The organism is Rothia endophytica (assembly GCF_039543885.1).
GTDB lineage: Bacteria > Actinomycetota > Actinomycetes > Actinomycetales > Micrococcaceae > Rothia > Rothia endophytica.
The window spans coordinates 458,520-479,417 of record NZ_BAABKP010000001.1; the positions used below are offsets into that span (position 1 = coordinate 458,520).

At 56.1% G+C, this 20,898-nt stretch carries 19 protein-coding genes and 4 tRNA genes; 17 read left to right on the top strand and 6 right to left on the bottom strand.

The features are described from left to right. Positions 1-51 precede the first annotated feature (51 nt). Positions 52-579 carry a Fur family transcriptional regulator gene (locus ABD982_RS02060; protein WP_251379301.1) on the bottom strand — a complete coding sequence of 176 codons (528 nt, stop codon included), beginning with the start codon at positions 577-579 and terminating at the stop codon, positions 52-54. 898 nt (positions 580-1,477) lie between these two features. Here ABD982_RS02060 and ABD982_RS02065 point away from each other — a divergent pair. Together ABD982_RS02065 and htpX are read left to right on the top strand one after the other, a co-directional pair. Continuing rightward, positions 1,478-3,604, top strand: coding sequence for an RNA polymerase sigma factor (locus ABD982_RS02065; RefSeq protein ID WP_345444123.1), 2,127 nt, complete (start codon positions 1,478-1,480; stop codon positions 3,602-3,604). A 132-nt stretch (positions 3,605-3,736) separates the two neighbouring features. Further along, positions 3,737-4,633: a zinc metalloprotease HtpX gene (gene htpX / locus ABD982_RS02070; protein ID WP_345444126.1), complete on the top strand. Its 897-nt coding sequence runs from the start codon at positions 3,737-3,739 to the stop codon at positions 4,631-4,633. A 91-nt stretch (positions 4,634-4,724) separates the two neighbouring features. On the opposite strand, the gene ABD982_RS02075 is transcribed toward htpX, so the two are convergent. Next, a complete protein-coding gene (locus tag ABD982_RS02075; RefSeq protein WP_237202342.1) occupies positions 4,725-5,216 on the bottom strand; it encodes a YajQ family cyclic di-GMP-binding protein in 492 nt (163 codons plus the stop codon). Between the two features lie 153 nt (positions 5,217-5,369). On the opposite strand from ABD982_RS02075, the gene ABD982_RS02080 reads away from it, so the two are divergent. The 5 genes from ABD982_RS02080 to trxA all read left to right on the top strand — a co-directional run bounded on the left by ABD982_RS02080 (position 5,370) and on the right by trxA (position 8,562). Continuing rightward, positions 5,370-5,744, top strand: coding sequence for a hypothetical protein (locus tag ABD982_RS02080; RefSeq protein ID WP_345444130.1), 375 nt, complete (start codon positions 5,370-5,372; stop codon positions 5,742-5,744). Between the two features lie 126 nt (positions 5,745-5,870). After that, positions 5,871-5,952 (top strand) — tRNA-Tyr (locus tag ABD982_RS02085). Positions 5,953-6,122: 170 nt separating this feature from the next. After that, a complete protein-coding gene (locus tag ABD982_RS02090) occupies positions 6,123-6,542 on the top strand; it encodes a Fur family transcriptional regulator (protein ID WP_251379298.1) in 420 nt (139 codons plus the stop codon). A 19-nt stretch (positions 6,543-6,561) separates the two neighbouring features. Then, positions 6,562-8,052 carry a catalase gene (locus tag ABD982_RS02095; RefSeq protein WP_345444134.1) on the top strand — a complete coding sequence of 497 codons (1,491 nt, stop codon included), beginning with the start codon at positions 6,562-6,564 and terminating at the stop codon, positions 8,050-8,052. Between the two features lie 126 nt (positions 8,053-8,178). Beyond that, the gene (gene trxA / locus ABD982_RS02100) at positions 8,179-8,562 is read left to right on the top strand and encodes a thioredoxin (protein ID WP_345444137.1); all 384 of its coding nucleotides are present in this window, start codon (positions 8,179-8,181) and stop codon (positions 8,560-8,562) included. Between the two features lie 64 nt (positions 8,563-8,626). On the opposite strand, the gene ABD982_RS02105 is transcribed toward trxA, so the two are convergent. Beyond that, entirely contained in the window at positions 8,627-9,625 is a 999-nt protein-coding gene (locus tag ABD982_RS02105) for a DNA-3-methyladenine glycosylase family protein (protein ID WP_345444140.1), read from the bottom strand. An 83-nt stretch (positions 9,626-9,708) separates the two neighbouring features. Here ABD982_RS02105 and ABD982_RS02110 point away from each other — a divergent pair, with 83 nt between their 5' ends. The 10 genes from ABD982_RS02110 to ABD982_RS02155 all read left to right on the top strand — a co-directional run bounded on the left by ABD982_RS02110 (position 9,709) and on the right by ABD982_RS02155 (position 18,566). Beyond that, positions 9,709-11,286 (top strand): DUF2079 domain-containing protein, encoded by a 1,578-nt coding sequence (locus tag ABD982_RS02110; RefSeq protein ID WP_345444144.1) that lies wholly within the window; start codon positions 9,709-9,711, stop codon positions 11,284-11,286. Positions 11,287-11,748: 462 nt separating this feature from the next. Then, a complete protein-coding gene (locus tag ABD982_RS02115) occupies positions 11,749-13,785 on the top strand; it encodes a DEAD/DEAH box helicase (protein ID WP_345444147.1) in 2,037 nt (678 codons plus the stop codon). 181 nt (positions 13,786-13,966) lie between these two features. Beyond that, a tRNA-Thr gene (locus tag ABD982_RS02120) sits at positions 13,967-14,038 on the top strand. 46 nt (positions 14,039-14,084) lie between these two features. Continuing rightward, positions 14,085-14,158 (top strand) — tRNA-Met (locus ABD982_RS02125). A 1-nt stretch (position 14,159) separates the two neighbouring features. Further along, positions 14,160-14,231 (top strand) — tRNA-Thr (locus ABD982_RS02130). A gap of 122 nt (positions 14,232-14,353) precedes the next feature. Beyond that, positions 14,354-14,800, top strand: a complete 447-nt coding sequence (locus tag ABD982_RS02135) for a MaoC family dehydratase N-terminal domain-containing protein (RefSeq protein ID WP_345444150.1) — start codon at positions 14,354-14,356, stop codon at positions 14,798-14,800. A 1-nt stretch (position 14,801) separates the two neighbouring features. Further along, positions 14,802-15,257 carry a MaoC family dehydratase gene (locus ABD982_RS02140; protein ID WP_251379291.1) on the top strand — a complete coding sequence of 152 codons (456 nt, stop codon included), beginning with the start codon at positions 14,802-14,804 and terminating at the stop codon, positions 15,255-15,257. 465 nt (positions 15,258-15,722) lie between these two features. After that, positions 15,723-16,973 carry an MFS transporter gene (locus ABD982_RS02145; protein WP_345444157.1) on the top strand — a complete coding sequence of 417 codons (1,251 nt, stop codon included), beginning with the start codon at positions 15,723-15,725 and terminating at the stop codon, positions 16,971-16,973. Positions 16,974-17,060: 87 nt separating this feature from the next. Next, positions 17,061-18,152, top strand: a complete 1,092-nt coding sequence (locus tag ABD982_RS02150; protein ID WP_345444160.1) for a UDP-N-acetylmuramate dehydrogenase — start codon at positions 17,061-17,063, stop codon at positions 18,150-18,152. Between the two features lie 18 nt (positions 18,153-18,170). Further along, on the top strand, positions 18,171-18,566 hold the full coding sequence (locus ABD982_RS02155) for a PGPGW domain-containing protein (RefSeq protein WP_345444163.1): 396 nt from the start codon (positions 18,171-18,173) through the stop codon (positions 18,564-18,566). Between the two features lie 37 nt (positions 18,567-18,603). Here ABD982_RS02155 and ABD982_RS02160 read toward each other — a convergent pair whose 3' ends face one another. The 3 genes from ABD982_RS02160 to ABD982_RS02170 form a co-directional block, all read right to left on the bottom strand. Continuing rightward, positions 18,604-19,065 (bottom strand): GntR family transcriptional regulator, encoded by a 462-nt coding sequence (locus tag ABD982_RS02160; protein ID WP_345444166.1) that lies wholly within the window; start codon positions 19,063-19,065, stop codon positions 18,604-18,606. Positions 19,066-19,074: 9 nt separating this feature from the next. After that, complete coding sequence (gene asd / locus ABD982_RS02165) at positions 19,075-20,214, bottom strand: aspartate-semialdehyde dehydrogenase (protein WP_345444169.1); 1,140 nt, start codon at positions 20,212-20,214, stop codon at positions 19,075-19,077. A 102-nt stretch (positions 20,215-20,316) separates the two neighbouring features. Continuing rightward, a complete protein-coding gene (locus tag ABD982_RS02170) occupies positions 20,317-20,898 on the bottom strand; it encodes a dihydrofolate reductase (protein WP_345444172.1) in 582 nt (193 codons plus the stop codon).

Sequence of the window (20,898 nt, forward strand, 5' to 3'; positions counted from 1 at the left end):
TGAATCAAAGCTCACGGGTGATTCAAAACTGTGTTTGAAATCCGCTGACCCTTAGCGTGCTTGTTGGTCCGCTAGCTCAGCTGCTGATTTGCTCTGACAACTGGTGCAGATACCCTGATAGAGAACGTCCGCGCTCAGCAAAGTCATACCGTTGAGGCTTTGGGGGGCCAGGCAAGGCGCGCTTCCGATGGCGCAATCGACATCCTCAATCCTGCCGCATCTAATACAGACTGCGTGGTGGTGATTATCGCCGGTTCTGGTTTCGAAGAGAGCAGCAGACCCCGGGGGATCAAACTTGCGCAACATATTGATATCCGTTAAATCAGCTAGGACTACGTAGACCGACTGCACGGTGATATGAGGAAGCTCTACTCTTACCGCTTTGACTATGGTATCGGCTGTAGAATGCGGGTGCTCGTGCACCGCTGTGAGAACAGCGAGCCTTTGCTTGGTAACCCGCCTACCTTTGGACCGAAGCTGGGCTGACCATCTTTCGTGATGGGCGCTCGCTGGCGCTGGGGTGTAACCAGGAAGGTGGTGGCAACCGTCTGCTGATGAGGTGTCATTGTAAGAGGTCATCCCCCCACTTTAAGCTTGTTCTGAATATTTCACAATAAGCGGCGTATGTGGATCGAGTTTTGACTTTGGCGGTAGTTTTTCTGTGAATCCCGGCTTTCTGAAGCTATCTCCAGAGAGATTGCTGTGCGTAAGCACTCTTCGTAACATCCCCTAAGATGCTATTTTGCCTTGTCAGATGCTATAAGAAAAAACTTTACAAAAAAATTATTCTTTTTCTGAATTTTCGCGTCATGTTTTACCCTAAAACCACTCTTTATCTATGACAGTACAAAACTGTCACTGAGCAGACCGGTGCTATTACTAGTCAGATGGCCCGGAGGCTCGGTTTCTCTGTGGTCTTGGGAAATCACAGAGATAGTAATAGCGGACAACATATGTGCAAAGGTCATGGAGACCAGCGCACTTGGGGCGGAAGACCTTAGCTGTACTGGGAAGCAGTTAAGGAACGAAGCTTGGTAGCATCCCCCGATGCTACCCGGGAGGCTACCTCCGCTGAAAAGAACGGTAGCCCCCCACACCTGACAGGCATAGTAAGTGCAGGGCCGTTCGCGGGCTCTGCATCGTACATGCTCGCTACAATAGAACTAGAGAAAAAGAGAGCAACAGGTAACACGACCGTTCGCGGGTGGTGATACCAGTAAGCGCTTGTACTGCATACTGAAAAGACCTACAAAGCCTAAGAGGAAAGAGTGCTATCGCAAGCGTTCAGCCCGGAATACCGCGTGGTGTTCTGGCTCTAGGGTCGCAATAGTTTGGCTAAGGCCCGGGGCCTTAGCCAAACTACTTTTTTATCTACATCACTCTTTTGCTGTGACATTTTATTGAGTCTCATTTGTCGATAGACTGAAAGACAGCCCCTTTTTGACTAGGCGGGGCGTGTCTTTGATGGGGAGCTTTTATGCCGCAGCGTAACGCCACTACTACGGCGCATAGCGGGCCGTCTGATGAACTGTTGCTATCTGATATCCGTGAAGGGAAGCTGGATTCCTACGGTATTTTGTACGAGCGCTACGTCAGCATGGCCCGGGCCGTCGCTATCAAACATACTTCTAACCCCACTCTGTCAGAAGATATTGTTTCTGAGGCCTTTGTTCGCATACTCCAGGCGCTCAAAAATGGTAAAGGCCCCAAGACATTTATGGGCGGTTACCTAGCGACCACTATCGCCCACCTGGCAGCTGAAAACGGGCTTATTCGTCAGAAAGAAGTTCCCAGTGAGGATAACTACCTCGAGTCAGCTAGCTCCATAGATGAAACGGTGCTCCACCTGAATGACTCCGATGAGCTTATTGCCGCCTTCACATCCCTGCCCGAACGGTGGCAGACAGTTTTGTGGATGACCGAGGTTGAAGCAAAGAAGCCGCGCGAGGTCGCCATGAGCCTCAACCTTTCAGCCAATGCTGTGTCAGCTTTAGCTACCCGTGCCCGTGAGAGCCTCAGAGAAGAGTTTTTGAAGGCACACCAAAATGCTCCTAAAACCCGTGAATGTGAACAGTACAACCCGCACCTCAGCTCCATGGTTCGTGGGTCTCTCACCAGGAAGCGCACCGAGGCACTTCGGGTTCACCTGGCAGAGTGTAGCTACTGCACCTCTGAATACCTCACGCTATCCGGAATCAACAAGTCAATGCGTGTGTGGGTTTTTCCTGTTTTGGCCGGGCTACTGCCGATAGTTACCGACAGCTCACGCGTGCTAGTGCCCTTCCTTACCGGTGCTACAGCCACCGGCGTAACCGCCGGCGGCAGCGCGTCGCTAGGCGGAATGAATAAGAAGCCTATTCCACGTCACCTAACACTTGCAGGTACCGCCGCCGTTATCACCGCTGTGCTCGCTCTTGTGGGAGGCATCGTGATGGTCGGCAATTCACACGTGGATGATTCTGCCGAATCCACCACAGATTCCCAAGCAGCACAGGGCCTCTCAATACCTCAGACTGAGGAAGTATCAGACTCTGACGGTAATCAAGACAAGGGGGGAGGGGGAGCAGAAAATGACGCTGCCGGTGCCAGTGCTGCTGACAAGGTGCAGAGCCAGAATGCAAGCTCGGATAGATCTGACCGCTCTTTAGCTGATGAAGCAAGCAACCCTGAGATGGCCCCAGCTTCACAAGGACTAGATGGGGCGGTTGGGGCACAATCGCTCGAAGAAGATGTTGTTAGTGAATCCTCTGATGAATCTTCTGTTGGCAGTGCAGATGGTGCTGGGGGAAGCAACAGCACTTCCTCAGAGGAATCCTTGGAGGTTTCCGATTCGTTAGCACCCGGTCCCCAACTAGAGCAGGAATCCGCGAGAGATGGGGATGGAACTCCATCTGATGCAGGATTACCTGGCAATGTTGAGGGTAACGGGGCAGCTACTGATCCTTTATCTCCCGCGGTTTCAAATGACCCCGATAATCCTATTGATCCCACCAATCCGATTGCCCCCCTGCCGCCAGCAGAATCTGCTGAGCCTGTGGAACCGGTTGAGCCGGTTGAGCCTGTGGAACCGGTTGAGCCAGCTGAGCCAGTTGAACCAGTTGAACCAGTTGAACCAGTTGAACCTGTGGAACCAGTTGAGCCTGTGGAACCAGTTGAGCCGGTTGAGCCTGTGGAACCAGTTGAGCCGGTTGAGCCTGTGGAACCAGTTGAACCCGTGGAACCAGTTGAGCCGGTTGAGCCTGTGGAACCTGTGGAACCTGTGGAACCAGTTGAGCCTGTGGAACCAGTTGAGCCTGTGGAACCGGTTGAGCCTGTGGAACCAGTTGAGCCGGTTGAGCCTGTGGAACCAGCTACCCCGGCTGATCCTAACGATTGGGTAGGAACCCCTGAATACCAAGAATTTATGCAGAGCGTGCCCTGGGATGCCTTCGGTCAACCCATCGCCGGCAACAGTCTTTGCATCATTCGTTATTCGGTCTGGGATGAACCAGTATTCTTTATAACCTATATCCCCCAGATGGTTTTGGAGCACCCCCATGCCATCTATATTCTTAAGGAATTTCTGGGTTTACCCTCTATTGATGTGGTAGCTTGCTACCGCTAAAGGTATGGGCTGGTCGTCAGCAGCCCATGGGTTGATAGCCCTCAGCTGACAACCTCCCTCCACGGAGTGATGAGGTTTATTCTTTAATAAAGACCGGCACGCTGGCGGTCATCAACAGTAGAAAGGCTAGAAGTGCAGCACCACCACAATAACGGTCTAAAAACGGCGCTACTCCTGGGCTCCATGATTGGCTTCTTGCTCCTCATCGGCGCTGGTCTCGCGGCCTTTACCCGTAGTTCAATTTGGATTCTGCTGTTCGGTTTGCTGGGTGTGATTACCGTTGCCTACACCTACTGGAACTCCGATAAACTGGCTATTAAGTCGATGAAGGCCTACCCCGTTACCCGTGAACAGGTACCAGGTCTTTACTCCATTGTTGAGGAACTTTCAGCTAAAGCCGGCCAGCCTATGCCACGCCTCTACGTGGCCCCCACAATGACCCCTAATGCCTTCGCTACCGGCCGTAACCCGCAGAATGCTGCTGTGTGCTGCACCGAGGGCATCCTCCAGCTTTTAGATGAGCGCGAAATGCGAGGGGTGTTAGGGCATGAACTGATGCATGTTTATAACCGTGATATTTTGACCGGTTCTATCGCAGCAGCGGTTGCCTCGGTGATTGGTACGGTAGCCAATTTTGCTTCATTTGGCATGATGTTTGGTGGCGGCGGCAATAACGAAAACCGTGGTGGTGGTCTTCTCTTCTCACTGCTGATTGCCCTCTTTGCACCTCTCGCTGCTGGTATCATGCAAATGGCTATTAGCCGTACCCGTGAATATGATGCTGATGAGGACGGCGCGCAGCTGACCGGTGACCCGCTGGGGCTGGCTTCTGCTCTGCACAAACTTGAAAACGGCATTTCACGCTATCCCATGAACCCCAATAACCGGCAGGTAGCGGGAACTGCCTCCATGATGATTGCCAATCCCTTTCGTGGGGGTAGCGTGAAGAACATGATGTCCACTCACCCGCCCATGGCTGACCGCATTGCTCGCCTTGAAGCGATGGCTCGGGGGAACGGTCAGCTCTAAGCTCTCGGCACTCTACGTCTAATAAAACCAACCCCTACCGGGTAAACCCGGTAGGGGTTGTGAGGTTCTGCGAGGCTAGGCCAATTGACCTTTAGCGGTAGTTCATGAACTGAAGATCTACCTCAAGGTCAGCACCCTTTAGCAGTGCGATAACGTCCTGCAGATCGTCGCGAGATTTTGAGGTAACGCGCAACTCATCACCCTGAATGGTTGCCTTAACGCTCTTGGGGCCTTCATCTCGGATAAGTTTCGTGATTTTTTTAGCCTGGTCTTGGGCGATACCTTCTTTGATAGAAGATTCGATACGGTATTCCTTACCAGATGCGTAGGGGTCACCGGCGTCCAGAGATTTAAGCGAGATGCCACGTTTAACCAGTTTGGACTGGAAAACATCGAGCACAGCTAGAGCTCGCTCCTCTGAATTAGCCTTAATGAGAATTTTCTCGCCCGAGAAATCAATCTCAGCGCCAACGCCGCGGAAGTCGTAGCGCTGCGCTACTTCTTTTTGAGCTTGGTTGAGCGCGTTAGAAATCTCTTGTTTATCAACCTTAGAGACAACGTCGAATGATGAATCGCTAGCCATGAGCGCGCCTTCTTTCGTGGATAGATAGAGCGGTATAGGCCCCACGGGTGCGGGGTGATGTTACCTATAACGGTACCTTGTCTTAGGGTCTTCTCGCTCAGAATATAAATCGTTATGAAACTGTCACTAAATTCTCAGGAAGGATTAACCTTGATGGACGAGAATGGGGGTATGTTCGAAAACAGAAAAGAGATACGGGCACCCCACGGGGGCAATGCACTGTCATCTGACCCGCTCGCTGAAATGAAGGTGAGCGAAGAACAGGTTCAACGCGACTACAAAAACCTGATTGCTGAACTTGACCAGGAGAGTTTCTCTCAAGAGACTGAACCTCTAGATTTTGCGCCTAATCTTGGCTCAACACTCTATGTTGAAGCCCTCCGCGCACGCTTTGAGGGCGTCAAAGAAAATCTCGGTCGTGAAATTCTCAGCGGTATGTGCACCGTGGAGCAGGCTTATACCTATCTTGAAAACATGGAGATTTCGCTCTTGCTAGAGCAGGAGCTGTCCCTCACGGTTACCTCCTAAAACAGTCGCCCAAGCCTCTGGTTTCGTAGGCTTAGTCACAGATACCACCTAGAGTTTGCAAACTCTGCAAAGGCGTGTAAAGTATTCTACTGTTCGCTCAAACGAACGGTTCAAGAAATTGAACACGGCAGATTACCCGAGCGGCCAAAGGGGGCTGACTGTAAATCAGCTGGCATTGCCTACGGGGGTTCAAATCCCTCATCTGCCACAAACAATCCCGGTTCTTATGAACCGGGATTTTTTGTTTAAACTTCCCTTTACTCACCGAGTAAGGGCTACCGGTGCTACACCAGGATCTCAGACGTTTACTCAAAGTTAATTTAGACAGAACCCTCCGTAATCTTGAATGATTCCAGAAAACTGATTTAGAATGGGAGTATGGAAAGCAAGCAAATTACGGAGGCCCTCAGGGGTGCCGGCTTGCGCGTAACTGCCCCTCGCGTAACGACGATTGGCGTGGTCGCTGAGCAACCCCATCTGCAGGCTGATGCCATCGCAGCGGAGGTGCGCAAGCGGCTGGGTTCAGTCTCGACGCAGGCTATTTACGACATTCTCAACGCCCTCACAAGCGCTGGGATTCTGCGACGGGCCGCAGTGGACGGAAGGACATCGCGGTTCGAATTGGATTCAGGGGATAACCACCACCATATTGTCTGCACCGTGTGCGGGCGACTGGAGGACATTCCCTGCTTCGAGCAGGCGACACCCTGCATGCACCCGCCAAAGGGCACAGGCTTCGATATAAAAATCGCTGAAGTGCTCTTTCGGGGAGTGTGTGCCGATTGTCAAACCCCTTAACACAAGAAGGAGAACGACCTTGAAGTTCGACCCCACCATCCCCTCGACGACCGAAACCGGTGAGCGTCGTCAGTCAGATGCTCACTCACTATCTGTGGGCAATGACGGCCCCCTGCTGCTGCACGACGTAGCTCTGGTACAGAAGCTAGCACGCTTCGACCGTGAGCGTGTGCCCGAGCGCAGCCCCCACGCTAAGGGCTCCGGCGCCTTCGGTGAACTGGAAGTCACCGAAGACGTTTCCCAGTACACCAAGGCACACTTCCTGCAGCCCGGTCAGAAGACCCGCATGCTGGCACGCTTCTCCACCGTTGCAGGTGAGCTCGGCTCACCCGATACCTGGCGCGATGTGCGCGGTTTCTCGCTGAAGTTCTACACCGAAGAGGGTAACTTCGACATGGTGGGTAACAATACCCCCATCTTCTTCGTGCGTGATCCCATGAAGTTCCCCGACTTCATCCACTCCCAGAAGCGTTTGCCCGATTCAGGACTGCGCGATGGCAACATGCAGTGGGACTTTTGGACTCGTTCACCCGAGTCCGCTCACCAGGTCACCTACCTGATGGGCGACCGCGGTCTGCCTATTAGCTGGCGCCACATGAACGGTTACTCATCCCACACCTACATGTGGGTCAACGAGAGTGGCGAGAAGTTCTGGGTCAAGTACCACTTCCTTACCGACCAGGGCGTAGAGAACTTCACTAACGAAGAAGCTGAAGCGCTCGCTGGTAAAGATGCCGACTATCACCGTCGTGACCTCTTTGACTCCATCAAGAAGGGCGACTTCCCCAGCTGGACCATGTACGTTCAGATCATGCCTTACGAGGACGCCAAGAAGTACCGCTTCAATCCCTTCGACCTGACCAAGACCTGGTCAAAGAAGGACTATCCACGCATCAAGGTTGGACGTTTCACTCTGAACGAGAACCCCGTCAACCACTTTGCACAGATTGAACAGGCTGCATTCTCGCCCTCCAACACCGTTCCAGGTACCGGCATCAGCCCCGACAAGATGCTCATCGGCCGTGTTTTCTCTTACCCCGATGCTCAGCGTCACCGCATTGGCACTAACTACAACCAGCTGCCAGTGAACGCTCCCATCAACGCGGTAAACTCGTACGACAAGGAAGGCCACATGCAGTACTTCCACAGCGGCGATGCTCCCGTTTATGCACCCAATTCCTACGGCCGCGGTCATCAGAGCGATGACAACGCTGTTGTAGATAACGGCTGGGAAGCAGATGGTGCCCTGGTGCGCGCAGCTTACACCCTGCACGCTGAGGACGATGACTTCGGTCAGGCACGTACCCTGCTGCGCGAGGTTTACACCGAAGAGCAGCGCGAGCGTATGCTGGACACCCTGGCAGGTCAAGCACCTGACCTGGACGACATCGTCTACCCCCGCTTCATCCAGTACTGGAAGAACGTGGATGCTGACTTCGGCGCCAAGCTCGAAGCCCGCGGCCGCGATGGTCAGGGTGGGGATGACCCCGTTGGTGCCGGCGAAGCATAAGCTTCACCCTTGCTAGCTCAGAAGCCCACCTTCTCAGGGAGAAGGTGGGCTTCTTGCTGGTCGTTGAGAGTTCTTTCAAAGTGAAACCGCTTGGAATAACACCGCTAAACCTGTAGCGTGTTTTTCATGGCAACCATTGAAATCACGCAAGAAAACCTCACCCAGAACGTCGAATCATCAGACATTCTCTTTCTCGACTTCTGGGCCGACTGGTGCGGCCCCTGTAAGCAGTTCGCTCCTATCTACGAAGAGGCTTCGCAGAAGCACGAGAACATCACCTTCGGCAAGGTAGATACCGAGGACCAGCAGCAGCTCGCAGCCGCTGCGGGCATCACCTCTATCCCCACCATTATGGGCTTCCGTGAAGGAGTGCTCGTTTTCTCTCAGCCCGGCGCGTTGAACGCTCAGCAGTTCGATCAGGTTATCGAAGCTGTTCAGGGCCTCGATATGGCTGAAGTTCACCAGCAGGTCGCTGACGCCGAAAAGGCTCAGGAAGAAAACGCCGAATAAGCTTTCAACAAGTTTTCTGGCCGCCACCGGGTGCTACCCGGTGGCGGTTTTTCTATGGGGAAAGTTAGAAGGACCGGTGATCTTCTGGAGCTAGACGAGCCGCGCGGCGTGGCTCAGAAATGCCCGCAGCCTTAATCAGGCTAACGACCCGTTGTCGATGCCCTCGATAGGGGGCTAATAGCTCAACCATGCGCGCATCGTCCCCGCGCCTGCCGTCAAAGGCATAGGTCACATGGTGTGCCAGGTGGTAGTCACCCACCGATACCGCATCGGGGTGCCCGCAGAAACGCTGTAGAGTCTCAGAGATCGTCCATGGCCCTATACCGGGCAGGGACGCCAAGGCCCGTGCTAGGGGTGCCACATCACCTGCTGATGCCAGGCGTTCAAAAGAATCTGCGGTTCGCGCGTACTGCACAATGGCATCAGACCGGGTACGGTCGTAACCGGCCCGATGCCAGGTCCACGAGGGGATACTTATAAATACTGAGGCTTCAGGGAAGATGAGCATGCCGGCAGGCTGGTCCGGCTCACCGGTGGCAGGCGCCGGCTGACCATACTGACGCAGCAGGGCACGCATGCTGCCCATCGCCTCGATACCTGTCACCCTTTGCTCGTTAATCGCCTGAATCAGGTTCTGGCTGAGCAGACCGATAGCAGGTAACCGCAAACCCGGATTGTGCGCACGAGTAATTTGTAGGCGCTGGGGGAGGAGCTCCCAGGTATCCGACCCGTAGAAAGCAGACCAGTGGTCATCTTCACCCAGCCAGGCGGGAACCCTGCGGGCAAAAGACTCAAAATCAGCGACGGCCTGGGCGCCAGTAGCCTCAGACCAGAGGGTGACCGCCACTGGAGCTTCTAAACCTCCCCCGGCTTCCCGGCGAAAGCGAACCAGAAGACCGGTGCTGCCCTCGCGGGCTGTAGCCCAGTAAGCCTGTCCGCGAACATCCTTCACCGATCTGAAGAGCGGGTCAAAAGTGCCACGCTGCAGGGGAGCAAAGGTCTGCCCCAGGTGCAACCTGTGGCTTGGCTCAAGGGTGAAGGACGCCCGCAACATGGTCACCATTTTCTCATGACTACCAATGGATAAGTTGAAGAGAGCCTCCACTATACTGGGACGGACAGATTTTAGCCGCATCTAAGAGGCTCATGGCACCGTTAGCTTTACTCCCGGAGACACACCGCACCCGCGCGCGGGCGCTCGCTGCTGCCCTTGCGTTGGTCGTTTTTGCGCTCTATAGCCTTTACTCCTGGTTTCAATGGCGCCATTTTGTCATCCCCTCTTGGGACTTGGGAATCTTTGCTCAGCTGGCCAAGGCTTATGCCAACAGCCAAGCCCCCATCGTCCCTATTAAGGGTGAGGGCTTTAATCTGCTGGGGGACCACTTTCACCCCATCACACTTCTCCTGACGCCCTTCTACTATGTGTGGCCCAACCCAGCAACCTTGCTCTACGTGCAAAATGCTCTGATTGCGTTATCGGTCTACCTGCTGGTGCGGTTTGCTCAGCAGGTGCTACCTTCCGTCTCAGCTCTCTGCCTGGGCGCTGCGTATGCACTCAGCTTTGGGGTGCAACAGGCCGTTTCCGTGCAGTTCCACGAGGTGGCTTTTGCTTTGCCTCTGCTGGTCATGTCCCTGGGCTACCTGGTAATTTCAAGGGTGACTGATCAGCCTGCAAAAGCGCTGCGGAGGGCCGTCTACTGGGCCGCCCCGCTTGTCTTTGTCAAAGAGGATATCGGTATTACGGTCACCGCTATAGGGCTGGTCGCCCTGCTTCGTACCGGCTGGTTGAGGCAAGCTACTGACCTAGTGTTCCCCTCAGCGAGTAAAGACCCCACCACTGTGCGTCAGCGTCTGCGCACCGCTCTTTCATCCTGGGTCAGTACCCCTACTGTTGCTGAAACAAGCGTGCTGGCGCTGTGGGGCCTCACCTGGTCCCTGCTCGCTGTAGGGCTGATTCTTCCCTACTTCAACACCGGGGGAATCTTCGACTACTCCGATAAACTGGATGTGGGAGCTGCTATCGGTAACCCACTGGGTGCTCTGGCCCAGTTCTTCTACCCCTGGCAAAAATCAGCCTCCCTGGGGCTGATCATGCTGGTCGGCGTCCTCGCCTGGGTAGCTAGTCCTCTAGCCCTCATTGCCCTCCCCACCCTCCTTTGGCGTTTCCTTTCCCCACAGGAGGGCTATTGGCTTTCGACCTGGCACTACTCCCTGGTGCTCATGCCCATTGTTTTTCTAGCGCTACTGGATGTCTGTGCGCGGCCCCAGCGAACTGAAGGTGGGGGAACGGGCAGGAGCGCTCGCTTCCGGCAGTCCTACAGCCGCCTAGCACCCCAGATTCTGCCCGCGCTAGCACTAGCCGTAGCGGTGGCACTCACCCCGCAGCAGCCCCTCTGGCAACTAACAGACCCTAGTTTTGCTACCTCCCAGCTCTCAGCATCGGACGCCGCTAAATACAAGGTACTGGCCTCTATTCCGGAAGGTACCACCGTTGCTGCTGACCTCTCGGTGCTTACCTACCTGGTCGAGCCGAACACCGTCTACTGGATTGGGCACGAGGGTAAACCTGCCCCCGACTATGTGGTCATTGACAGGCTGGGAAGCGCCTGGAACGGCAAAGCTCCCACCGACATCGCCGCTTACGCCTCAGAGCGCTACCAAGCTACCTACCTGCCCCACCACAGCGTCGGTACTATCGACGTTGTGCGCAAAATCAGTGACTAGAAGAAGCAGATAAGGTGTGCTGTACCTTCCATCACCACAGCACCTTAAACAACAAAACCTCCTGTACAGTTGAGACCGTAAGTATCGGGAACCCCCGACGATTCTCTTAGCGCCCATGCCCATTTTCTGGCACAGACAGGGCTACGCGCGTTCAACTTTCACCCCATGGCACAGGTGAGACGGTTGAGCCACCGATAGAGAAACTGATAAGTATCAGCTCGCCCAAGCGCGCCTCCTTCACCTGCACACTCGTGCAGAGACACGTTAGCTCCGTTGCCACGAGATCTAACCCACCTGTCACTGGCTTCTAGAAGTTAGACCGGTTGCAGCCGTTCACACGGCTACCGAAACAGACGAAGAATAAGCGCCCACGATGAAGACCTCACCTGAGGCCCCTCGCGAGCAACCAGGGGAACAACCCGTGCAGCGCAACCAACGACAACAGCGCTGAACCCCCACTCGATGAGGAAAACATTGACTGAAAATACTGCTGTTAACGCAGAAACCGCAACCAACGACCTATTCAAAGAACCGGTTGCAGACACCACCACTCATGTTTCAGAAAACACCGAAGCACCCGCTGAAGAAGCAGGCATACGCTTCACCGACCTGGGCCTGGACGCCCGCGTCCTAGCGGCCCTTGAAAAGGTTGGCTACGAGAAGCCCTCACCCATCCAGGAACAGACCATCCCCCTGTTGCTTGACGGCCGCGACGTTGTGGGTCTGGCGCAGACCGGTACCGGTAAGACCGCTGCCTTCGCTGTACCTGCTCTCTCACGTCTGGCAGAGCTGGCCGACGTCAATGGTCACACCAAGGACACCCAGGTGCTTGTTCTTGCCCCCACCCGCGAACTCGCCCTGCAGGTAGCAGAAGCCTTTGGCTCCTACGCCACCGAAATGGACGACTTCACTGTGCTACCCGTCTACGGTGGCTCACCCTACGGCCCCCAGCTGTCCGGCCTCAAGCGCGGTGCACAGGTTGTCGTAGGTACCCCCGGCCGCGTCATTGACCACCTCAAAAAGGGTTCACTAGATCTCTCTAACCTGCAGTACCTGGTGCTCGATGAAGCCGACGAAATGCTGCGCATGGGCTTCCAGGAAGCCGTTGAAGAAATCTTCGAGCAGACCCCTGCTACCAAGCAGGTAGCCCTCTTCTCGGCGACCATGCCCAAGAGCATCCGCAAAATCGCTGAGCAGTACCTCAATGACCCCGAGGAAGTTCGCGTTAAGTCAAAGACCACCACTAGCTCCAGCATCCGTCAGCGCTACATGCAGGTCATGCACTCCCACAAGCTGGAGGCAATGACCCGCGTGCTTGAGGTTGAAGATTACGACGGCATCATCGTCTTCGTTCGCACCAAGCGCGAAACCGAAGAGCTTGCAGACAAGCTCAAAGCCCGCGGTTTCCAGGCTGCTGCCATCAACGGCGACATCCCCCAGAACCAGCGTGAGCGCACGGTTGAGTCCCTGCGCGATGGCCGCATTGACATCCTGGTAGCAACCGACGTCGCGGCCCGCGGTCTTGACGTTGAACGTATCTCCCTGGTCGTTAATTACGACATCCCTCACGACACCGAATCCTACGTGCACCGCATTGGCCGTACCGGCCGCGCAGGCCGTACCGGTGAAGCGATTCTGTTCATGACTCCCCGCGAAAAGTACATGCTGCGCCAGATCGAAAAGGCAACCCGCCAGCCGGTCGAGCAGATGCATATGCCTTCAGTAGATGATGTGAACGAAAACCGCAAGCAGAACTTTGCTCAGCAGATCACTGACACCATCGAAACCGAAGACCTCAGCTTGTTCCGTGAGCTCATTAACGCTTACGCCTTGGAACATGATGTTGAAGGTGAAGAAATCGCAGCAGCTCTGGCCTCCATCGCCCAGGAAGGCCGATCCTTCCTCATTGAGGACCTGCCCGAGCCCAAGCGCAAGAGCCGCGACCGCGACTTCGATCGTGACTCTGACCGTGACGATAAGCCCCGCGGCGGGCGTCGTGGCCAGGAAGAAGGCATGGTTGACTACAAGCTCAACGTTGGTCGCTCTTCCCGCGTAAACCCCGGCATGATCGTAGGCGCACTGACCAACGAAGGTGGCCTTAACGGCAAGCAGGTTGGTTCTATCGATATCCGTGACCACTTCTCCATTGTTGGTCTGCCTGAAGATCTACCCGGCGACTTCTTTGACCGCTTAGAAAACACCCAGATTAACGGTGAATTCATCAACATCAAGCGCGATCGCGGCCCCAAGGGTGGCGGCGGACGCGGTGGTCGCAGTTTCGGCGGCGGGCGCGGCGGCTATGGCAATCGTGATCGCGGTGGCGACCGTGGTGGTCGTGGTGGCTACGGTGACCGTGGTGGACGCGGCGGCGACGGTGGCGGCGACCGCGGTGGTCGTGGCGGTTACGGTGACCGTGGTGGACGCGGCGGCTATGGCGATCGCGACCGTGGCGGACGCGACTTCGGCGGCAGGAAATTTGGCGGCCGCAAGAGCTACTAAAGCTTAATGAGTGGGCTGCTGCCGGGGTAACCGGTGGGCAGCCCACTTCCATGGAGCAAGGCGCAGAGGTGACCGGCTTCCTGTGTTATCTCAACACAGAAAGCTGTGGGTCAGAACACCTGTAAAAGGTGCTAGCAAAATTTGCGCCTCGCGGCAGAAGTATCGTAGAGTATTATCTGTTGCCCCGATAGCTCAGTGGTAGAGCGCCATCTTGGTAAGATGGAGGTCCCGGGATCGATTCCCGGTCGGGGCTCTCGCAAGAGCTCATAAATAAATAAATATGTTCATGGCGATTGCATGGCGGTGTAGCTCAGCTGGTTAGAGCGCACGACTCATAATCGTGAGGTCGACGGATCGAGCCCGTCCACCGCTACGCCCCGATAGCTCAGTGGTAGAGCGCCATCTTGGTAAGATGGAGGTCCCGGGATCGATTCCCGGTCGGGGCTCAGCATTAAAACCCCTTCAACATTATGTTGGAGGGGTTTTCTGTATGCTTGGTCGGTCGCACATTTTGGTCAAAGGTGCCCATAATTTCAAATAAGACCTTGGCTGGCTCTAGAGTGGTGTCATGGCTATTAACCAAGACATTGTGGGGCGTATCTACCCGCCCGCTGGCACCTATACGGTAGGGCGAGAGAAAATTCGTGAATTTGCGGCAGCTGTTAAAGCTGAGTCCGCTCTGCATTTTGACGTGGAGGCAGCTCAGGCAGCGGGCTACGCTGACCTGATTGCTCCACCTACTTTCGCTATTATTCTTGCGCAGAAGGCTGATGCCGCCCTCATTCAAGACTCTGAAGCTGGCATTGACTTCTCCCGCGTGGTGCACGCTGAGCAGCGTTTTACCCACCATCGACCCATTGTGGCAGGGGATGAGCTGCTGACTGAGCTGCACGTTGACTCCGTGCGTGTCATGGGCGCCGGTGCCATGCTGACCACCCGCGAAGAAATTATGACCCTAAACGCCGAAGCGGTAGCTACCTGTATCTCGTCGCTTCTTGTACGAGCTGAGGACTAGAATGCCTACTTTTGCCGATCTTGAAAAGGGCGCCGAAATCGGGTCCCGCCAGATTCCTGTAACCCGTGCTGACCTTGTTGCCTACGCGGGCGCGTCCGGGGACTTCAACCCCATTCACTGGAACGAACGCTTTGCTACCGAGGTCGGACTGCCGGGTGTTATTGCCCACGGTATGTTCACGATGGGGGCGGCGGTGCAGCTGGTGACCGATTGGGTCGGTGACGCCGGTGCCATCGTGGACTACCAGACCCGCTTCTCCAAGCCCGTCCCTGTCCCTGACGCTCAGGACGCAGCCAGCCCGGCAACCGGGGGCAACGTCATCACGGTTGCCGGTAAGGTAGGCGCCCTGCACGAAGAAAGTCAGACCGCCCGAATTGACCTGACGGTTACCGCCCCTGACACGGACGGCAAGGATCAGAAGGTGCTGATGAAGGCACAAGCGCTGGTCAAACTCTAGAGAATATAAATACCCCGTACCGCCCCGGGTACGGGGTGTTTATTGTAAGGGGTAGAAAGTTCTTTGGTCAGAATGAAAAAATTAAACGGGTAAGCGATGAGCAGATTTTATAATCCATCACCCAACTGGCCCACCCCGCCCGCCTTGATCGCGAGAATAAGGGGGATGCCTGGGGCAAGGGGTGGCACCTGACCCCCCCACAATACTGAGTTCAGTCTCGTCTAAGCTCAACAGAAATTTATTAAGGTACCGACGGGCGGCGGTGAACCTTCCAGCTCGGGGTAACCTTTGGGCGTATGAGCAGAGACGCCTTTTCAGTATAGCGGCAGGTTCACAGGGGACTTTCCTCTTTCAGATAGTGGTGCGTCAAGAAGTAAGGTGGTCGGCGGCTATATTTGCTGACTAGAATACAGAGGGAAGCACACCGCTATCTCTCAACATTCTCTCTAAGGGGCCTCATCTTTTATGGCACAGCGCCTTCAGCTCTCTGAACGTGAAATAACTGTCTGGTATCGCGCTGTGCTGGGGCTCTTCTTCTCCAGTGGGCTCGTCATCGCAGCTCTGCTGACTCGCCTTCCGGATGTCGCGCACGGTTTGGGATTAAGCTCCGGACCCATGGGTATGTTGCTTTTGGGCATGACCTTGGGGTCCTTCACCGCCGTCAGTTTCTCGGGTGCTGCAGTGGCAAAATTTGGCTCCCGCACCTGTATCGCAGCCGCCTATGCAGTCACCATCGTAGGCATGTTGCTCATCGGTGTGGGTGTGCATCTTTCGAGCTTCCCTCTTGTCCTTGTCGGCCTGATTTTTCAGGGCCTCAGCAGTGCTATTTCTAACGTTGCCTCCAACGTCCAGGGAGTTTCCAATGAGCGTGCCCTGGGCCGCTACGTCACACCCATCATGCACGGCTTCTTTTCCATCGGTACCGTTGTGGGCGCCGCTATTGGCACCTTGGATACCGCCCTGGGTGTTCCTTTCATGGTGCACATGTTCTACTTCGCTGCTGCCGTTGCTTTTATCGTCTTCTTTTCGTTGCGGAAGTGTCACAGCGAAAGCTACGGGCAGGACGACACCAGAGCACTGGCGACCGTGGGCACCTACCGGGTGCGGGATGCCTGGCGAGATAAGCACACACTGCTGATTGGTCTCTTTGTCATGGGCATGGCACTGGCTGAAGGATCAGCCAACGACTGGGTCGCCCTGGCGCTCACTCACGACTACGGGACCAGCAGTCCAGTGGGATCCGCTGGCTACTTCACCTTTGTGGCAGCGATGATGGTGGGCCGTTTAGCCGGCACTGTCTTCCTTAACCGGTACGGCCGCGTCAGGGTACTGCGGGTAACCTGTACTCTTGCCTTAGGTGGCCTCACCCTCTTTATCTTTGCGCCCAATGTGCCCCTGGGCTTTGCTGGGCTCCTCATCTGGGGCCTAGGAGCTTCCCTAGGGTTCCCCACCGGTATGTCAGCTGCCTCCGATGACCCCCTCAAATCAGCGGTGCGGGTCTCGGTAGTCTCCACCATCGGCTATGCAGCCTTCTTGGGCGGCCCGCCTCTGCTGGGCTTGCTGGGTGAACACTTCGGCATTCGCAATGGTCTACTGGCGGTCCTCATCTTCGTTGCTGTTTCTCTCTACCTCACCCGCTACCTTGAACCCCGCAAAAAACCTGCGGTCTACACGGAGTCCTTGCCCGTCATCCGCGAGATCCGCACCCAGGACTAGCCATCCCGTCATCCGTGCTTGCGTCACCGGTAGAAGGTAGAGCTACTGCACAGTCATTAGTCAGCCTCACCCTGTAAACTTAGGGGCGTGACTGACATGCTTTTGAGTGAACTAACCACCGCCCAGATCGGTGGCCCCGCCCGCACCTACGTGAAAGCGACGAGCGAGCAAGAGATTATTGCCGCCGTGCGCGCTGCCGATGAGGCCGGTGACCGGGTGCTGATCGTTGGTGGCGGGTCAAACCTGCTGATTGCCGATGAGGGTTTTGACGGAACCGTAGTGCATGTAGCCTCTCAGGGCATCGAGGATATCGGGAACTACTCCTGCGGTGGCGCTAACCTGCGTGTGCAGGCAGGCCATAGCTGGGATGCTCTCGTTGCCTATGCGGTACAGCAGGGTTTTTCGGGCATTGAGGCACTCTCGGGCATCCCCGGCACCGTTGGCGCCACCCCGGTGCAAAACGTGGGTGCCTACGGCGCTGAAGTTGCACAAACCATCTCTTCTGTACGCACCTGGGACCGTGAAACCGGAGGCTACAAGACCTTCGCCAACGCAGACCTCCAGTTCTCCTACCGTGATTCGGTGCTTAAACAGTCCACCGTGGATGGCAGCCCCCGCTATGTGGTGCTGACCGTTGACTTCCAACTACCTCATGGCACCCTTTCAGCCCCCATTCGCTACGCTGAACTGGCACGTCAGCTGGGTGCTGAGGCCGGTAATCGTGTAGAGATGACGCTCCTTCGTGAAACCGTGCTGCGACTGCGTGCCGGTAAGGGCATGGTACTGGATGCTGCAGACCGCGACACCTACTCCACCGGCTCTTTCTTCACCAACCCTATTGTCAGCGAACAGGCTGCAGCGCAGCTACCCCAGGACGCGCCGCGCTTCACCGCTACCACCGCCACCGGCCAACCCATTGAAGGTATGGTCAAGCTGAGCGCTGCCTGGCTGATTCAGCACGCAGGTTTCGATAAGGGCTTCGGGTTAGAAGGCAAAAGCCGTAATATCGCCGGTGGACGGGCCTCCCTCTCCACCAAGCACACTCTGGCTATCACCAACCGCGGCGGAGCCTCCACCGCTGATGTCGCCGCTATCGCACGCGCTGTGCGCGCTGGAGTAGAAGAGAGCTTCGGGGTGCGCCTGGTTGCTGAGCCGGTCACCGTTGGGTTCGAACTCTAACACTGCTGGGCTGAGCTCTTGAGTCTAGATAAAGAAATCGCCTCGGGGCAGGGCGGCCCCCTGCACCGCGCTATGCAACGCTACCGGGCCTTCGTGGGCCGGCACCTCATTCTGCTGTGGGTTTACCGCACACTAGTGATTGCCCTAGGCTTTATCTGCATTGTTGCGGGGCTCGTCATGCTGGTGACACCTGGTCCTGGCTGGCTTTTCATTTTTATGGGCATGAGCCTCTGGGGCACCGAATTCCACTGGGCGCACCGCATGAACCTCTGGGCCAAGGCGAAGGTCTTAGCAGCTTGGCGTACGCTGGAGCGCCGCAGACGTCGCCGGGGCCGTGCTCGGCAAACTGCCCGTTGGGCACGCAGACCCAATAAACAGCATTACTGCCCCTCGAACTGTCACTACCAGCTATAGCCCCGCCTTAGCCTAAAAGCTAGCAGGCAGATATTATCTAGCTTGACCCCGGGTTTTGCGCTTTGTTTGACAGCTCGCGGTCTAGCCCCAACATGTGGTCCACGGTAGCGTGGATCTGCCGGTCTTCGTAGCCCAGCTTACGCATAGCTACAATGAACTTTTCGGTCAGAAGCTGTGCTTTGTGAGAGGTGGCATCGAGGGCAGTCACAAAAGAGCCGGCGCGCCCATGAGTTTCGATAGCACCAGCTGCTTCGAGCTCCTTATAGGCTTTTGCCACCGTGTTCACAGCCAGCCCGGTTTGTGTGGCCAGTGTGCGCATGGGGGGCAGACGGTCGCCGGCGGCGAGCGTCCCGTCAGAACGAGCGGCAATAATAGCGCGGCGTAGCTGTGAGTAGGGCGGGACGTCCGACTCCTTATCAACCTTGAAATTTAAAGCACAGATGCCCCCGCACAACTCCTCATGGGGACCGTGTGCTAGAGGCATCTCGTGTGAAGTCATGGCTCCAGTTTACAGAGTGCCGGTGGCAATTCTAAGCATTCTGCGCACGGGCTCTGCGGCACCCCAGAGTAGCTGGTCGCCTACAGTGAAAGCACTGATGTACTGAGGGCCCATGCTGAGCTTGCGGATGCGGCCTACGGGGATATCCAGGGTGCCGGATGCCGCCACGGGGGTGAGATCGCGCATGGTGGCTTCGCGTTCGTTGGGCACGACCTTTGACCACTCGTTGTCGTTATCAATAATTTTTTCGATTTCTTCAACGGTCAAGTCTTCGGTGAGCTTGAGGGTCAGTGCCTGGGAGTGGGAGCGCATGGTGGCAATGCGGACGCAAAGACCGTCGAGGGCTACGCGTTCGTCACCGTCAAGACCAAGAATCTTATTGCTTTCTGCCTCTGCCTTCCATTCCTCGCGGCTTTGACCATTGCCCAAATCTGAGTCAATCCAGGGAATGAGGGAGCCGGCCAGGGGCACACCAAACTGGGTGGTATCCAGATCGCCGGAGCGCTGCTTCTCAAGAATCTTACGGTCGATTTCAAGGATGGCGGATGCTGGGTCAGCCAGTTCATTCGCAACGGTGCCGTTGAGCTCGCCGAACTGGGCGAGAACTTCACGCATGTGGCGGGCACCGCCGCCGGATGCAGCCTGGTAGGTCATGGAGGTTCCCCACTCGACCAGGCCCTGCTTCCACAGGCCGCCTAGACCCATGAGCAGGCAGGAGACAGTGCAGTTGCCGCCCACGAAGTCTTTGATGCCGGAATCCAGGCCACGGTCAATGACATCACGGTTGATGGGATCTAGCACGATGACGGCGTCATCGTTCATGCGTAGGGTGGAGGCAGCATCAATCCAGATGCCGTCCCAGCCGCGTTCACGCAGTGAGCTGTGCACAGCTTTGGTGTAGTCCCCGCCCTGGGCAGTGACGATGACAGGTAACTTGACCAGCTCATCAATATCGTGGGCGTCCTTGAGGGTGCTTTCTTCCAGAACGCCGCCCAGGGTGGGAGCTGGTGAGCCTGCCTGAGAAGTGGAGAAAAAGACGGGGTTAATGCCCTCAAAGTCTCCCTCATCGACCATGCGTTGCATGAGCACGGAGCCGACCATGCCGCGATATCCTACAAAACCAACTGAGTCACCGGGTGTAAAAGTCATGCTCCCAGTCTAACGTGCCTGCCTCAAAATGAGATGAGGGCGTTCACTGTTCGAAACACAAAATCTGATGCGCGATATCTCCCGTAGGCAGCGGAGAAAAAATTATGATGCTGAGGTATGCTTCAGGGTCTGGAAACGCATAACTAGCGGTAGCTTGGTGCCATCTGCTGAAAGGCCGTACCCTTTTTCTGAGAGGACGCGCTCGCCCTCAGTGACCAGCCTCCAGGAGCTATCGAGGGCAGGAGCGTGGGTGTCCCCGGTGAGCTCAAGATCAAAGACGGTGCGCTCCACCCGCTGTATGCGCCCACCGTCAATCACGGGCACATCAGCTCTACTTAAGGCTTCAGCGTAGACTGAGCCACCCCCAATGACCCAAATAGTTTGGGGTTGCTCACCAGCGGCCTCCATAAGGGCATCATCGAAAGAGGGCACCCAAAGAGCCCCATTTTTCTCTACCTGAGAGGCCGCAGAAGAGGTGATCACAATATTGGTGCGCCCGGGCAGGGGGCGGAAGCGGGGTGGGAAGGACTCCCAGGTTCTCCGGCCCATGATGACCGGCGCTCCCAGAGTCACCGTTTTGAAGTGTGCTAGATCCTCGGGGGCGTACCAGGGCATATCTCCGTCCCGACCGATAACCCCGTTGAGGCTTTGTGCCCAGATTGCACCCAATACCGGCTTGCTCAT